This is a genomic window from Pseudonocardia asaccharolytica DSM 44247 = NBRC 16224, from assembly GCF_000423625.1.
Classification (GTDB): Bacteria; Actinomycetota; Actinomycetes; order Mycobacteriales; family Pseudonocardiaceae; genus Pseudonocardia; species Pseudonocardia asaccharolytica.
On record NZ_AUII01000005.1, the window covers coordinates 166,725 to 180,545 of the forward strand.

The window sequence follows — 13,821 nt, forward strand, 5'->3', positions numbered from 1 at the left end:
GCCCCGGACTCCGAAACGGTGATCAAGCCGGCGCGGTGAACCCGGCCAGCGGGCTGGTGTCGCAGGCCCGGTCGGGGCGCGCCGAGGGGCCGTCGGGCGAGCCCACCCCGATCGTGACCGGCACCGGGCCACGCGAGTTGCGCGGCGCCGAGCGGCTGTGGTCCACATCCGAGCGCGGAATCTCCGTGGACGCGTCGCGGGCGACCAACGCCTGCTCGCCGAAGCCGCGCACGCACTCCGGGTCGGGCCCGTCGAGCGGCAGCCCGGTGAAGAACTTGGCCGCCATGCACCCGCCCTGGCAAGCGTCGAAGTGCTGGCACCCCCCACAGGCCCCCCCGGTCTGCGGGCGCCGCAGCTCGGCGAACAGCTCCGAACTCTGCCAAACCTCCCGGAAGCCACCCGGGGAGCGGACGTTTCCGGCCAGGAAGTTCTCGTGGATCGCGAACGGGCAGGCGTAGACGTCACCGACCGGGTCGATCAGGCACACCACCCGGCCCGCGCCGCACAGGTTCAGCCCGGGCAGGGCCTCGCCGTAGGCGGAGAGGTGGAAGAACGAGTCCCCGGTGAGCACGTCCTCGCCGCGCGCGACCAGCCAGTCGTAGAGCCGGCGCTGCTGGGCGGGAGCCGGATGCAGGTCGTCCCAGACGTCGGCGCCGCGGCCGGACGGGCGCAGCCGGGTGATCCGCAGCTGGGCGCCGAACTTGTCCGCGATGGCCTTGAATTCGTCGAGCTGGTCGACGTTCTCCCTGGTCATCACGACGCTGATCTTCGGCTGCTGGAACCCGGCCTCGGCCAGGTTCTCCAGCGCCCGCAAGGCGGTGCGGTACGAGCCGGGGCCGCGCACGTGGTCGTTGACCTCGGCGGTGGCCCCGTCGAGCGAGATCTGGATGTCGACGTAGTCGGTCGCCGCGAGCTGGGCGGCCCGCTTCTTGTCGAGCTTGATCCCGTTGGTGGAGAACTTGACCCCGACATCGTGGCTGATCGCGTAGTCGAGGATCTCCCAGAAGTCCGAGCGGACGGTCGGTTCACCACCGCCGATGTTGACGTAGAAGACCTGCATCCGCTGCAGCTCGTCCACGACGGCCTTGCACTCCGCTGTGGACAGCTCGCGCGGGTCGCGCCGCCCGGAGGACGACAGGCAGTGCACGCACGCCAGGTTGCAGGCGTAGGTGAGCTCCCAGGTCAGACAGATCGGCGAGTTCAGGCCGTACTGGAAGTGGTCGACCAGCTTCACGGACTCTCTCCAGTGGTCATGCCGGCCCGTGAGTGCGTAACAGTGTTCTAACACTGTTACGCACTCACGGGCGGGGTTCGATGGTTCCGGACGCGGCCAGCCCGGCCACGGCTTTCAGATAGGCCGCGCGCTGCGCCTCCTCGACGCCCGCCGCGGCGATCGCGGAGTGGACGTCGGGATACCGCTCAAGGTTCCGCACGACGTCCACGAGCTGCGGCGTCTTCAGGAACGAGAGCTTGCGGGTTCCGAAATGGTAGACCAGCGCGCCGAACGGTTCCGGGCGCAGCGCCACGCTGGGGCTGCGCCGGTAGGCCGACCCGGGATCGAACCCGTCAGCCGGGCCGACCTCCGGCGCGCTGCCGGGGGGCGGCTTAGTAGACACCGCACATTCCGTCGATGGAGACCTCCTCCACGAGGGTCTCCTCGATGACCGGCGCGGTGTTCTGCTCGGACGCGGGCTCGCTCTGCTCGATCGGGGCCACGGGTACCTCCTGAAACGACGCTGTCGGTGTGGCGAAGCTGTCGAGACGGTATTGGCACCGGGTGCCGAAAGCAAGCCTCTCGCCCAGGTACCCCTCCGATCGGACAGGCCCCCCCCGACCCCGACCCGGCCCCCGGCATGCTGACCCCCGTGAACACCCCCGCAACCCTGCTCCACCTGTGCACCCGGGCCGAGTGGCGGGCCGCGCTGTCCACCGGGGTCGTCGCACCGCCGTCGCTGTCCGAGGTCGGCTTCGTCCACCTCTCGACCCCGGAGCAGGTGGCGCTCCCGGCCACCCGGCTGTTCCCCGACCGGCGCGATCTGCTGCTGCTGGCCGTCGACCAAGCGTCGCTCGCCGCGTCCGGAATCGAGATGCGCTGGGAGCCGGGCCTGCCCGGCGACCCGGACACGATGCGCTTCCCGCACGCCTACGGCCCGGTCCCGACGTCCGCGGTCGTTGCCGTGCAGACCTACCGCCCGCGCCCCGACGGCAGGTTCGACGACCCGCCGGCACCGCCCGACCGCGCCGACCACGCCGGCCGGCTGCGGGCCTTCGCCGAGTCCCTGCCGCGCAGGCTGGCGACGACGGAGATCCCGGTATCCGGCGGGGTGGCGCTGTTGCAGGCGAAGCTGCCGTGGTCGCGCGCGCTGAACCAGCTCCTGCTCGACGACCCGACGTCCGGGGCCGAGGTGATCGCCGAGGCCGACCGCGTGCTCGGCCGGGCCGGCCGCCCACACCGCTGCGTGACGCTGCGCGGTCCGGATCCGGGCCCGGTGGCCGACGAGCTCCGCCGGCACGGCTGGTGGGTCCGTCGCGAGGCGGTGCTGGCCCGCGAGCTCGGGCGCGACCCGGCAGACCGCTGCCCGGATCACCGCGTGGAGCCGGCGGAGCTGGCCGATGTTCGTCCGCTCTGGACGTCCGCGTGGCGGGCCGAGCCGCGTGACCACGGGCGACGGCCGCCGGATCGGTTCCCACTCGACGACACCGCCCTCGACGTCCGCTACGTGGCCGTCCGCGACGAGCACGGGACCGTGGTGGCCGCGGCGGCGCTGCAGATCGACGGCGCCACCGCGGTGCTCGACGCCGTGGCGAGCGACGGCGCGCACCGGCGGGAGGAACACGCCGAGGCCCTGCTGCGGGGTGCGGCGGCGATCGCCGGGCACGCCGGATGCGATCTGCTCGGCCTCGACGCGCTCGTCGCGGACTGGCCCCGGCACGGGTACCCGCGTCGCGGGTTCAGCGCGGTCGCCGAGACGTGGACCGCGGGCCGCGCCGGATGACCTCGTTTCGAGCCCGGCGGCTCGGTGCCGGGCTCGATCCGCACCAGCCCTGTCCGAACCGAGTCGGCGGCCGCCTACCCGACCGACGGTTCGGGCCCCCAACTTCTTGACGGTTGAGCTGTTGAAGCCATTCCACAGCGTCGCCAGCACCATCAGCCGGGACCGCAGCCGGGCCCGGCCGCGGTGTCGGCGAGCGCTCCGGCCCGCAGCAGCCGGGAGCCCAGCAGGAACAGCACCGTGGCCGAGGGCACGATGATCAGCAGCTCGGCCCGCCGCAGGTACCGTCCCGGCCGGCGCAGCCCCCGTCGCACGGCGGAGTGATACTGCAGTTCCAGGCCGATCCCGAACAGCAACGTGAGCAGGGCCAGACGTTCGTCCCGAGGGTTCCGAGAATCGCAAGCCCCCGCAGCACATCGAGGGCCTCGATCCGGCCACGCCCCTCACCGGACACGGTCGGCCACCCGCTCCCGCGGTGGGTTCAGCGTGGTCCACAGCGGCCAGCCGACGAACCAGATCCCGACGACGACGCTGATCCGGCCCGCCCAACTCCAGAAGGGATCGCCGAGCCAGTCCGTCGGCGCCGGGACCCCGATCCCCGCGACCGTGGCCATCACCAGCATGGCCCCGACCGCGATCGTCCACGCGAGGACCGCCTTGCCCCACTCCCGCCACTCGTGGGCCACCCTCGCCGAGCCGTGTTGCGGGGGCCGGGGCGGGGGCGGGCCGCCGGCGAAGCGGTGAGCGAACTGCGCGTCGGCCCAGCGCACGATCGAATGCCCGAACGCCACCGTGAACCCCAGGTAGACCACGGCGAGTCCGTGCGTCAGCCCCGGCCGCGAGCCACCCGCGATGTCCGCGACCGACGCCGCCACCAGCACGACGTCGAGCACCGGCACGCCGAGCAGCAGCCCGGTGCTCAGCCGGCGCTGCCGCAGCACGTACCGGGCGAACAGCCCGGCAGCCAGCAGTACCCAGAAGCCGATCTCGCAGGCGGCGATCAGTAGCAGCAGCGGATTGTCGTTCAGAAAGCTCCCCACGCCGACCGAGCCTGCCGCCGATCGCCGCCCCGGTCGTCGATCGTCCCGCCGATCCTCACCGGGCGCGGCGTACATCGTTCGTCGGACGCCGGCGGCCCGCCGACGTGCTGAGATGGATAGGTGATCGCGCTGGGTGCCCGCCGGTTTCCAGGGCGGCGCTCGGTCCAGGACGGCGTGGTCGCCGTCGTCTATCTCGGGTTCGAGCTGCTGCTGCGGTGAGTCGTGCCCGAGGTCCGCGTCAACTGGTGGTCGGCCAAGCCCGAGCCCGGGTTCTGGGTCTCGGCGGGGGTGCTGGCCCTGGCCTGCCTCGGCCAGGGCCAGCGGCGGACCCGGCCGCTTCTCGCGCTGGTCGTCGGCACCGCGGCCGTGGCGTGCGGGCCGCTGGTGGCCGGCGCGACCGGGTTGGGCGTTCTGCTCGTCTTCTTCGACCTGCTCTACTGCGCGGTCCTGTACACGTCCCTGCGGGCCGGCTGGGCGGTGTCGGGCGCGCGGCGGCCGCGGTCGTCGGGGTGGCCGGGTTCAGCCTGGTCAACGAGGGCGGGCGGGCCGCTCTGCTCGATCTGCTCAGCCTGTCGCTGATCCTGGCCGTGCCCGTGCTGTGGGCGGCTGAACCCCGCACCGCGCCCGGGCGGCTGGACCAGCTGGCTCCCCTGCTCGACTCCGCGCGGGCCAGCGGGCTGCGGATGGAGCTGGTCGACGAGCGGCCCGCGGGACAGGCGGCCGCCGGCGTGGAGCTCGCCGCGTACCGGATCGTGCAGGAGGCGCTCACCAACGCGGCCGAGCACGCCCCCGGCGGTGCGGTGCGGCTGCACCTGCGCCACGACGAAGGGCGGCTGGTGATCGAGATGACCAACGATCTGGCCGCGGCGCCCCCCGAGGCCGGCGGCACCGGGGCCGGTCTGCTCGGGCTGCGCGGACGCGCGCAGGCGGTCGGCGGGTCGCTGACCGCGGGCCGGGAGGACCGGGCCTGGCGGCTGCGCACCGAGCTGCCGCTCGATGCACCAGGCACCGGCCCGGTCGCAGCGGCCGGAGAGAACAGATGACGATCCGGGTGGTGGTGGCCGACGACCAGGCCGCGGTCCGGACCGGGCCGGTGATGATCCTGGACTCCGCGCCGGACATCGAGGTCGTCGGCGAGGCCGGCGACGGCGCGCAGGCGGTGCGGATGGCCGCGACGCTGCGGCCCGACGTGGTGCTCATGGACATCCGGATGCCCGGGGCCGACGGCATCGAGGCGACCCGGCAGCTCGTCGCCGCCCAGCACGGGCAGGTCCTGGTGCTCACCACGTTCGACCTCGACGACTACATCGACTACATCGACTCCGCGCTCGCGGCCGGTGCCGCCGGGTTCCTGCTCAAGTCGGTCGATGCCCCGCGGCTGCTCGAGGCAGTGCGCACGGTCGCCCGCGGGGACGGCGTGCTCGCCCCGGAGATCACCCGCCGGGTGATCAGCCGGTTCGCCGCGGGCGGCAGGACCGCCCCCGCCGTGGTCCCGGGGCCGGACGAGCTGACGCCGCGGGAGACCGATGTGCTGGCTTGCCTCGGGCGCGGACTGTCCAACGCGGAGATCTCCGCCTCGCTGGTGATCAGCGAGGCGACCACGAAGACCCACGTCTCGCGCGTGCTCACCGAGCTCGGCCTGCGCTCGCGCACCCAGGCCGCGATCGCGGCGCGGGACGCCGGTCTCGTCCCCTGAGCCGGAGTCCTACCCGCCCGAGGCGGTCTGCAGGGCGCGCCGGGTCAGGACCTTGGCCAGGTGACGACGGTACTGCGGGGTGGCCGCGGTGTCCGCGGGCGGATCGGTGGCCTGGTCGGCCAGCGCCGCGGCGTCCTCGATGGACGCCCCGTCGGCGAGTGCGGCCTCGGTGGCCGAGGCCCGCAACGGGGTGGAGCCCATGTTCACCAGCCCGACCCGGCCGTCGACGACGGCGACGCCGACGATGGCCCAGTCGTTGGCCCGCCGGGTGAACTTCTCGAACGCCCACCCCTGCGACAATTGGGCCCCGGCGCGCGGCACCCGGATCTCGACGATCAGCTCGTCGGGCTCCTTCACCGTCGAGAACACGCCGGTGTAGAACTGCGTGATCGGGACGGAGCGCTCGCCGCGCGGGCTGCGCAGCACGACCATCCCGTTCAGCGCGAGCACCGCCGCCGGCAGGTCCGAGGCGGGGTCGGCGTGTGCCAGCGAGCCGCCGATCGTGCCGCGATGGCGAACCTGCGGGTCCCCGACGGTGCGGGCCACCGCGGGCAGCAGCGGCACCTCGGTGGCCAGCACCTCGGAGACCTCCACCTCCCGATGCCGGCTGCCCGCCCCGATGGCGACATCGTCGCCGTCGACCCGGATGTAGTTGAGCTCGGTCAGCCGACCGATGTCGATGACCAGCTCGGGTGCGGCGAGCCGCAGCTTCATCACCGGGAGCAGGGAATGCCCGCCGGCCAGGATCGTGGCGTCCTCGCCGTGCTCGGCAATCAGCGCCAGCGCGGCATCGACCGAGTCGGGCCGGGCATAGTCGAAGCCGACGGGGATCACGCGCCCGCCTCCCCGGTGGAGAACGCCGGCGCGATGCGCGCGGCGTCGCTCTCGGCCTCGCGGCGCTGCTCGGCGTCCGGGTCCTTCCCGGCGGCCGACAGCACGGCGCGGACGATGTTGTGGTAGCCGGTGCACCGGCAGAGGTTGCCCTCCAACCCCTCGCGCACATCGCGTTCGGTGGGGTCCGGATGCTCGGCGAGCAGACTGACCGCCGCCAGCACCATCCCCGGGGTGCAGAAGCCGCATTGCAGACCGTGTTCGGCGCGGAAGGCCCGCACCATCGGGTGCGGCTCGCCGCCGGGCGAAAGCTCGGCGAGCCCCTCCAGCGTGGTGACCGACTGCTGGTCGGCCTGCACCGCAAGCACCGTGCACGACTTCACCGACTCGCCGTCGAGGAGCACGGTGCACGCGCCGCACGACGTCGTGTCGCAGCCGATGTTGGTGGCCTTCAGTCCGACGGTGTCGCGCAGGTAGTGCACGAGCAGCAACCGCGGCTCGACGTCCGCGCTGGTCGGCCGGCCGTTGACGGTGATCTCCACCTTTGCCCTGGTGCTCATTCGGCCCCCTTCGCAGCGGTCTGGATGGCCTCCCAGACCCGCAGCGGGGTGGTCGGCATGTCGATATGGCGCACGCCGAGGTGCGCCAGGGCGTCGACGACCGCGCTCTGCACGGCCGGGGTCGAGCCGATGGTCCCCGCCTCGCCGACTCCCTTGTAGCCCAACGGGTTGATCGGCGTCGGCGTCTGCATGTCGACGAGATCGAAGCTGGGCAGCTCGGCGGCCGACGGGAACCCGTAGTCGGCGAAGGTGGCGGTGAGGGGCTGACCTTCGGAGTCGTAGACGACCTCTTCGAGCAGCGCCTGCGAGATGCCCTGGGCGATGCCGCCGTGCCGTTGCCCGTCGAAGAGCAGCGGGTTGAGCACGGGACCCGCGTCGTCGACCGCGACGAGACGCTCGACCGTCACCTTGCCGGTCTCCCGGTCGACCTCGACGACAGCGACGTGCGCGCCGAACGGGAAGCTCGGCTTCTGGCCGTCCCACACCGTGTCGACCTGCAGCCGCTCCTGCTCGGCGAGCTGGGCGAACGTCACGCTCTTCGCCCCGGGGGCGCCCCGGACCACGATGGCCGCGCGCTCCTTGTCGACCTCGAGGTCGTCCACATTGGCCTCGAGCAGCTCGGCGGCCCGCTGCTTGGCCAGCTCGACGAGCTCCCCCGCGGCCTGGTACACGGCGACACCGCCGGTCTGCAGGCTGCGCGAGCCCATCGTCCCGGACCCCCGCGGGATCAGGTCGGTGTCGCCGTGCCTGACCGTGATCTTCTCGATCGGGACGCCGAGATGCTCGCTGGCGAGCATGGCCCACGCGGTGGCGTGGCCCTGGCCGTGCGGGGAGGTGCCGGTGAGCACCGTGACGGTGCCGTCGGGATGCACCTCGACCGACGCGTTCTCGGCGTACGCGCCGCCGCCGGTGATCTCCACATAGGACGAGACACCGAGGCCGAGCAGCTTGGCGTCGCCCCGCTCGCGGCGGGCCGCCTGCTCGGCGCGCAGCTGCGCGTAGCCCGCCGCCTCCAGCGCCTTGTCGATGGCCTTCGCGTACTCGCCGCTGTCGTATTCGACCCCGCCCTTGCTGGTGAACGGGAACTTGTCCGGGGCGATCACATTGCACTTGCGGACCTCGGCCGGGTCCATCCCGATCTCGGCGGCGAACAGGTCCATCGCGCGCTCGATCGCCGCGGTGGCCTCGGGGCGTCCGGCACCCCGATAGGCCCCGATCGAGGTCGTGTTGGTGACGACGACCCGGGCACGGGTGTCGAGCCGCTCGATGTCGTAGGTCCCGGGCGCCATCATGCGGGTGAACTGCGGCAGGAACGCGCCCAGCCGCGGGTAGGCGCCCGCGTCGGCGAGGATGTCGAGCCGGTAGGCCTTGACCCTGCCGTCGCGGCCGCCGCCGATCGTGATGGTCTGGCGCTGCGCGCGCCCCTGCAGCATCCCCGTCATGTTCTCCGATCGGCTCTCGGACCAGCGGACCGGCCGGTCGGAAAGCTTCGCCAGGTGCGCGACGAGCGCGAACTCGGGGTCGGCGCCGATCTTGGCCCCGAAGCCGCCGCCGACGTCGGGCAGGATGACGTGGACGCGGTCGCGGTCCAGCCCGAGCCAGCGGGCGATCTCGTCGCGCGCGCCCTGGGCGTTCTGGTTGGAGCAGAAGACCGTGACGCGGCCGTCGGAGCCCCAGACCGCCGCGGCCGCCCTGGTCTCCAGCGGGGCCGCGGCCAGCCGCTGGTTGACGATCTCGTGGCCCACGACGACCTCGCAGCCGTCGAACAGGTCCGCGGCGGGTTCGTCGTCGACGCCGTGGCCCGCGGCGGTGTTCGTGCCGACGTCCTCGAACAGCAGCACCTCGTCGGTGGCCGCGGCCCGCAGGTCGATCACCGCCGGGAGCGGGTCGTAGTCGATCTCCACCAGCTCGGCGGCGTCGGGGCCCTGGTAGAGCTCCTCGGTGAGGACGGCTGCCACCGGCTCCCCGACGAAGCGCACCTTCTCGGTGGCGAGCCAGGGCCGCTTCATCCCCTTGTTCGCCCCCGGGAACAGCACCACAGGGTCGAGGCCGAGGTCGGCGCCGGTGTACACCGCGACGACGCCGGGGGCCTGCCGCGCGGCCTCGACGTCGATCGCGGTGATGCGTGCATGCGCCAGCGGCGAGCGGACGAGTGTCAGATGCAGAGCACCGGTCAGCCGCTCGTCGGTCAGGTCGTCGGTGTAGGTCGCGCCCCGGGTGAGGAACACCGGATCCTCGGTGCGGACCACGCGCGTGCCCAAGATGCTCATCGCGCCCGAGCCTATCCCCCTGTCTCTCCCCCCTGTGAGTGCGTAACAGCGTTAGAACGCTGTTACGCACTCACAGGGGGGTCCACCAGGGGCGGAGCGCCCAGAGCGGCGAGACCGGCCCGTGTCCGGCACCAAGTGGGTAGGAGTGCCGGACCGCCTCGACGATGTAACGCTTTCCGAACGCGACCGCATCCGGCGGCGACATCCCGCGGGCCAGCCCCGAGGCGATCGCCGCGGCCATCGAGTCGCCACCCCCATGGGTGTTGCCGGTGTCGAAACGCGGGCCGGGCAACTCGGTGAACGCGTGCCCGTCGTAGAGCAGGTCGACGCAGCGGTCGGCATCCGCACGCAGATGTCCGCCCTTCACCAGCACGTACCGCGGGCCCAGCTCGTGCAGCACCTTCGCGGCCTCGTACTGGCCCGCGCGGTCGTGCACGTCGATACCGATGAGCAGCCGCACCTCGTCGAGATTGGGGGTGACCACCGTGGCCCGCGGGAACAGCAGCGTGCGGAACGAGTCCAGGGCGGAGTCGGCGAGCAGCTGGTCGCCGTGCATCGACGCCGCGACGGGGTCGATCACCAGCGGGGTGCGGCGGCCTGCCCCGATGCCGTTCGCGTCGCAGGCCTCCGCCACCGCCTCAATGATCTCGGTCCCGGCCAGCATCCCGGTCTTCGCCGCATCCAGGCCGATATCGCCCGCGACGCTCGCGATCTGGGCCGCGACCGTCTCGGGCGGGATCGGATGCACCCCGGTCACGCCGACCGAGTTCTGCACCGTCACCGCACAGACCGCGAGACAACCGTGCACACCACAGGCGGCGAACGTCCGCAGATCGGCCGCGATCCCGGCGCCGCCGCCGGAGTCGGTGCCGGCGATCGTCATCACGCGCGGCGGGGTGATCCCGACCGGCTGTTCCACACTCATCACTCCGTCACGGGTAGATAGACGCGTCCGGTGAACTCCCTCGCCTTCTCCGCCATCCCGGCCTCGATCGCCTCGACGCTCGTCAGCCCGTGCGCCTCGGCGTAGTCCCGGACGTCCTGGGTGATCTTCATGGAGCAGAACTTCGGGCCGCACATCGAGCAGAAGTGCGCCGTCTTCGCCGCCTCGGCGGGCAGCGTCTCGTCGTGGAAGGACCGCGCGGTGTCCGGGTCGAGGGAGAGCGCGAACTGGTCGGCCCAACGGAACTCGAAGCGCGCCTGGGAGAGCGCATCGTCGCGGGACTGGGCGTGCGGGTGGCCCTTGGCCAGGTCGGCGGCATGTGCGGCGATCTTGTAGGTGATCACACCGGTCTTGACGTCGTCGCGGTCGGGCAGGCCCAGGTGCTCCTTGGGGGTGACGTAGCAGAGCATCGCCGTGCCGTGCTGGGCGATCGTGGCCGCACCGATCGCGCTGGTGATGTGGTCGTAGCCGGGCGCGATATCGGTGGCCAGCGGGCCGAGGGTGTAGAACGGCGCCTCATCGCACCATTCCTCCTCCAGCCGCACGTTCTCCGCGATCTTGTCCATCGGGACGTGCCCCGGACCCTCGATCATCACCTGGACGTCCTTGGCGCGCGCGGTCGCGGTGAGCTCGCCGAGGGTGCGCAGCTCGGCGAGCTGGGCCTCGTCGTTGGCGTCCGCGATCGAACCGGGGCGCAGCCCATCACCGAGGGAGAAGGTGACGTCGTAGGTCCGCAGGATCTCGCAGAGCTCCTCGAAGTGGGTGTAGAGGAACGACTCGCGGTGATGCGCAAGGCACCAGGCGGCCATGATCGACCCGCCGCGGGAGACGATCCCGGTGATCCGCTTCGCGGTGAGCGGGACGTAGCGCAGCAGCACACCCGCGTGCACCGTCATGTAGTCGACGCCCTGTTCGCACTGTTCGACGACGGTGTCGCGGTAGATCTCCCACGAGAGCTTCGCCGGGTCCCCGTTCACCTTCTCCAGCGCCTGGTAGATCGGCACCGTGCCGACCGGCACCGGAGAGTTGCGCAGGATCCACTCCCGCGTCTCGGCGATGTTCTTGCCGGTGGACAGGTCCATCACCGTGTCGGCGCCCCACCGGGTCGCCCACACCATCTTGTCGACCTCCTCCTCGATCGAGGAGGTCACCGCGGAGTTGCCGATGTTGGCGTTGATCTTCACCAGGAACCGCTTACCGATGATCATCGGCTCGGACTCCGGATGGTTGCGGTTGGTCGGAATCACCGCCCGGCCGCGCGCCACCTCCGACCGGACGAGCTCGACGTCGACGCCCTCGCGGATTGCGATGAACCGCATCTCCGGCGTGACGATCCCGGCCCGCGCGTAGGCAAGCTGGGTGACCGCGCCGCCGACCGGCTCCCGGGCGGAGATCCACGGCGCCCGCAGCCGGGGCAGCCCGGCGCGGACGTCGAACTGCGCGCCCGTCTCGGTGTACGGGCCCGACGTGTCGTAGACGTCGTGGTGCTCGCCATTCGAGAGCTCCACCCTGCGGACCGGGACGCGGATGCCGTCCGGACCGTCGAGATGGGCCTTGTGCGAGCCGTGGATCGGGCCCGTGGTGATCGTCGGACGAACGGTCGTGTCCTGCAGAGACGACAACGACGTCATGCATCCTCCCTACGCCGGCATTACCCGGACAGGTTCTGCGGTCGGCGGCACCAGCCGCCCTCTCAGCCCGCTGAGTTACGAGCTCCCGCGTGTTCAGGTGTGGCCAGACCGTAACCCGGCACGTCGCCGCGCGGTACCGCCCCCACCCCGTCGGGGACGCGTGTCACACTCAGCGGTGTCGTCGAGCAACGAAGGAGGCCCGTGACCGCCGAGCCGCTGCCTTCGCTGCTCGCCTGCCACCTCGCGGGCGAGTTCGGCTATGCCGACGGGGGTGCGGTGACCGGGACATTCGTCTCGACGGCGCCCGTCGAGGTGGAGATCGCACTGGACGACCTGATCTGACTCGCCCGGAATAGCGGCCGCGGACGTCGCGTTTCCGGGAGTCATGAGCGTGAACGTCGAGTACGAGTTGAGCCCCACCGCATGGGTGCGGGAGCAGACCGAGAAGATCCTCAAGACCGGGACCACGGAGTGCGTCGAGATCAACATGCGCCCCGTGGTCCTGGTGACGATGCGTGGCGCGAAGAGCGGCAAGCTGCGCCTCGTGCCGCTGATGCGGGTGGAGCACAACGGCTCCTACGCGATCGTCGCCTCGCGGGGCGGAGCCCCCACGCACCCGGCCTGGTACCACAACGTCAAGGCCGAGCCGCGCCTGGAACTGCAGGACGGCACCGCCAGGGGCGAGTACATCGCCCGCGAGGTCAGCGGACAGGAGCGGGCCGAATGGTGGAACCGGGCCGTCGCCGCCTTCCCGCCCTACGCCGAGTACCAGACCAAGACCGACCGGCTCATCCCGGTCCTCGTCCTCGAACCCGCAGGTGGCGAAGCACTGTGAGTGCGTAACAGTGCTAGAACACTGTTACGCACTCACAGCGAGGATCGGTGGCGTCCGAGCAGCCCGGACGGCCGGGGCCACAGCGGCGAGCACCGCCGTCACCACGAGCCCGGCCACCACGACGGCCAGCTGCGACCACGGGATGGCCCACGACTCCAGACCGGCGTCGAGGACGCGCACCCCCAGCAGCCCGTACCCCGCGCCGATCAGCGCTCCGACCACGGCCGCGGCGACTCCGCTGAGCGCCGCCTCCCAGGCGACCATCGACCGGACACCGCCCCGGGTGAGCCCGACGGCCCGCAGCAGGCCCGTCTCCCGGGTCCGCTCGGTGACCGACAGCATCAGCGTCACACCGACACCGACCACCGCGACGAGCACCGTCATCCCCACCAGACCCAGCCCGATCAGCCGCGCGGTGGCGATGGTGGACTCCAGCTCCGCACGGAGGTCACCCGCGTAGCTCACGAGGGCGTCGGGCCCCAGCGCGCGATCGACGGCGCTGCGGGCCGCGGAGACGGCGACGCCGAGCGCCGGGTCGACGAGCACCTGGTCCCCCTCGGCCCGCACTCGCAGCACCGGGTCGGTCCCGAGCCGCTGCGCCAGCGCCGCCACGTTGCCCGGGTCCGGCGCGGTGATGATGATCTCGGTCGGGAACTGCCGGGCGATCGTGCGCTGCGCACCGGCCTCGGTCTGTGCCAGCGCGACGAGCAGCGCGGAGGTCAGCCCCACGCTGAGCGTGAGCACTGCAATGGTGGCCGCCGTACGGCGCGGCACCTGCCTCGCGTTCGCCACCGCGAGCCGGCCGGGGCCCCTGCCAAGCGCCCCGACCGTCCGTCCGGCCGTTGCCGCGAGCGCCCCGACCAGCAGCGGCCCCAGCGCGACGAGCGCGGCGAACCCCACCAGCCCCGAAACCGCCAGCATCACCAGCGTGAGCTCGCCGCCCGCGCTGCCCCCACCGGCCACGGCAAGGACGGCGAGCCCGGCCGCAACCATGGCCAGCGCCGCGGCCACCGCGACCCGCG

The 13,821-nt window shown here is 72.3% G+C and carries 16 protein-coding genes, 1 pseudogene and 1 riboswitch; of the genes and pseudogenes, 6 read left to right on the forward strand and 11 right to left on the reverse strand.

The window, feature by feature from the left end; all coding sequences use genetic code 11:
* Positions 1–22 precede the first annotated feature (22 nt).
* The 3 genes from mftC to mftA all read right to left on the reverse strand — a co-directional run bounded on the left by mftC (position 23) and on the right by mftA (position 1,716).
* On the reverse strand, positions 23–1,234 hold the full coding sequence (gene mftC, locus G567_RS0108180) for a mycofactocin radical SAM maturase (protein ID WP_028929605.1): 1,212 nt from the start codon (positions 1,232–1,234) through the stop codon (positions 23–25).
* 64 nt (positions 1,235–1,298) lie between these two features.
* The gene (gene mftB, locus G567_RS0108185) at positions 1,299–1,616 is read right to left on the reverse strand and encodes a mycofactocin biosynthesis chaperone MftB (RefSeq protein ID WP_028929606.1); all 318 of its coding nucleotides are present in this window, start codon (positions 1,614–1,616) and stop codon (positions 1,299–1,301) included.
* The gene (gene mftA / locus G567_RS34780) at positions 1,606–1,716 is read right to left on the reverse strand and encodes a mycofactocin precursor MftA (RefSeq protein ID WP_161631679.1); all 111 of its coding nucleotides are present in this window, start codon (positions 1,714–1,716) and stop codon (positions 1,606–1,608) included. Before mftA ends, mftB begins: the two co-directional genes overlap by 11 nt.
* A gap of 149 nt (positions 1,717–1,865) precedes the next feature.
* Between mftA and G567_RS35425 the strand changes: the two genes are divergently transcribed.
* Positions 1,866–2,996 (forward strand): DUF952 domain-containing protein, encoded by a 1,131-nt coding sequence (locus G567_RS35425; RefSeq protein ID WP_245585583.1) that lies wholly within the window; start codon positions 1,866–1,868, stop codon positions 2,994–2,996.
* A gap of 254 nt (positions 2,997–3,250) precedes the next feature.
* On the opposite strand, the pseudogene G567_RS32945 reads toward G567_RS35425, so the two are convergent.
* A pseudogene (locus G567_RS32945) lies at positions 3,251–3,447 on the reverse strand (DUF418 domain-containing protein); the annotation flags it as partial.
* Positions 3,437–4,033: a hypothetical protein gene (locus tag G567_RS0108205; RefSeq protein WP_147200938.1), complete on the reverse strand. Its 597-nt coding sequence runs from the start codon at positions 4,031–4,033 to the stop codon at positions 3,437–3,439. The pseudogene G567_RS32945 and the gene G567_RS0108205, both read right to left, overlap by 11 nt.
* A gap of 222 nt (positions 4,034–4,255) precedes the next feature.
* On the opposite strand from G567_RS0108205, the gene G567_RS0108215 reads away from it, so the two are divergent.
* From G567_RS0108215 to G567_RS0108225, 3 genes are read left to right on the forward strand one after another with little or no spacing between them, the layout of a single operon-like run.
* On the forward strand, positions 4,256–4,612 hold the full coding sequence (locus G567_RS0108215) for a hypothetical protein (protein ID WP_028929609.1): 357 nt from the start codon (positions 4,256–4,258) through the stop codon (positions 4,610–4,612).
* Positions 4,543–5,076 carry an ATP-binding protein gene (locus tag G567_RS0108220; protein WP_028929610.1) on the forward strand — a complete coding sequence of 178 codons (534 nt, stop codon included), beginning with the start codon at positions 4,543–4,545 and terminating at the stop codon, positions 5,074–5,076. The genes G567_RS0108215 and G567_RS0108220 overlap by 70 nt, the downstream gene beginning before the upstream one ends.
* On the forward strand, positions 5,073–5,729 hold the full coding sequence (locus tag G567_RS0108225; protein WP_028929611.1) for a response regulator transcription factor: 657 nt from the start codon (positions 5,073–5,075) through the stop codon (positions 5,727–5,729). Before G567_RS0108220 ends, G567_RS0108225 begins: the two co-directional genes overlap by 4 nt.
* A 9-nt stretch (positions 5,730–5,738) precedes the next feature.
* On the opposite strand, the gene G567_RS0108230 is transcribed toward G567_RS0108225, so the two are convergent.
* The 5 genes from G567_RS0108230 to thiC form a co-directional block, all read right to left on the reverse strand.
* Positions 5,739–6,563 (reverse strand): FAD binding domain-containing protein, encoded by an 825-nt coding sequence (locus G567_RS0108230; protein ID WP_028929612.1) that lies wholly within the window; start codon positions 6,561–6,563, stop codon positions 5,739–5,741.
* Positions 6,560–7,120 (reverse strand): (2Fe-2S)-binding protein, encoded by a 561-nt coding sequence (locus G567_RS0108235; protein ID WP_028929613.1) that lies wholly within the window; start codon positions 7,118–7,120, stop codon positions 6,560–6,562. The genes G567_RS0108230 and G567_RS0108235 overlap by 4 nt, the downstream gene beginning before the upstream one ends.
* The gene (locus G567_RS0108240) at positions 7,117–9,390 is read right to left on the reverse strand and encodes a xanthine dehydrogenase family protein molybdopterin-binding subunit (protein WP_028929614.1); all 2,274 of its coding nucleotides are present in this window, start codon (positions 9,388–9,390) and stop codon (positions 7,117–7,119) included. The genes G567_RS0108235 and G567_RS0108240 overlap by 4 nt, the downstream gene beginning before the upstream one ends.
* Positions 9,391–9,460: 70 nt before the next feature.
* A complete protein-coding gene (gene thiD, locus G567_RS0108245) occupies positions 9,461–10,315 on the reverse strand; it encodes a bifunctional hydroxymethylpyrimidine kinase/phosphomethylpyrimidine kinase (RefSeq protein ID WP_028929615.1) in 855 nt (284 codons plus the stop codon).
* On the reverse strand, positions 10,315–11,964 hold the full coding sequence (gene thiC / locus G567_RS0108250) for a phosphomethylpyrimidine synthase ThiC (protein WP_051232577.1): 1,650 nt from the start codon (positions 11,962–11,964) through the stop codon (positions 10,315–10,317). Before thiC ends, thiD begins: the two co-directional genes overlap by 1 nt.
* Positions 11,954–12,063: riboswitch (TPP riboswitch) on the reverse strand. It overlaps the preceding gene by 11 nt.
* A gap of 102 nt (positions 12,064–12,165) precedes the next feature.
* On the opposite strand from thiC, the gene G567_RS34035 reads away from it, so the two are divergent.
* Together G567_RS34035 and G567_RS0108260 are read left to right on the forward strand one after the other, a co-directional pair.
* Positions 12,166–12,306, forward strand: a complete 141-nt coding sequence (locus G567_RS34035; protein ID WP_154667129.1) for a hypothetical protein — start codon at positions 12,166–12,168, stop codon at positions 12,304–12,306.
* A 43-nt stretch (positions 12,307–12,349) separates the two neighbouring features.
* The gene (locus G567_RS0108260; RefSeq protein ID WP_028929617.1) at positions 12,350–12,799 is read left to right on the forward strand and encodes a nitroreductase family deazaflavin-dependent oxidoreductase; all 450 of its coding nucleotides are present in this window, start codon (positions 12,350–12,352) and stop codon (positions 12,797–12,799) included.
* A gap of 24 nt (positions 12,800–12,823) precedes the next feature.
* Here the strand turns inward: G567_RS0108260 and G567_RS0108265 are convergent, their stop codons facing one another.
* Positions 12,824–13,810, reverse strand: coding sequence for an FtsX-like permease family protein (locus tag G567_RS0108265; protein ID WP_028929618.1), 987 nt, complete (start codon positions 13,808–13,810; stop codon positions 12,824–12,826).
* Positions 13,811–13,821: the final 11 nt, after the last annotated feature.

What these genes read in the sequence shown, in the direction of transcription:
- G567_RS0108225 (WP_028929611.1), top strand. Translation starts at nt 5,073, where the DNA reads ATGACGATCCGGGTGGTGGTGGCCGACGACCAGGCCGCGGTCCGGACC.
- G567_RS0108235 (WP_028929613.1), bottom strand. Translation starts at nt 7,120, where the DNA reads ATGAGCACCAGGGCAAAGGTGGAGATCACCGTCAACGGCCGGCCGACC.
- G567_RS0108240 (WP_028929614.1), bottom strand. Translation starts at nt 9,390, where the DNA reads ATGAGCATCTTGGGCACGCGCGTGGTCCGCACCGAGGATCCGGTGTTC.
- thiD (WP_028929615.1), bottom strand. Translation starts at nt 10,315, where the DNA reads ATGAGTGTGGAACAGCCGGTCGGGATCACCCCGCCGCGCGTGATGACG.
- thiC (WP_051232577.1), bottom strand. Translation starts at nt 11,964, where the DNA reads ATGACGTCGTTGTCGTCTCTGCAGGACACGACCGTTCGTCCGACGATC.
- G567_RS0108260 (WP_028929617.1), top strand. Translation starts at nt 12,350, where the DNA reads ATGAGCGTGAACGTCGAGTACGAGTTGAGCCCCACCGCATGGGTGCGG.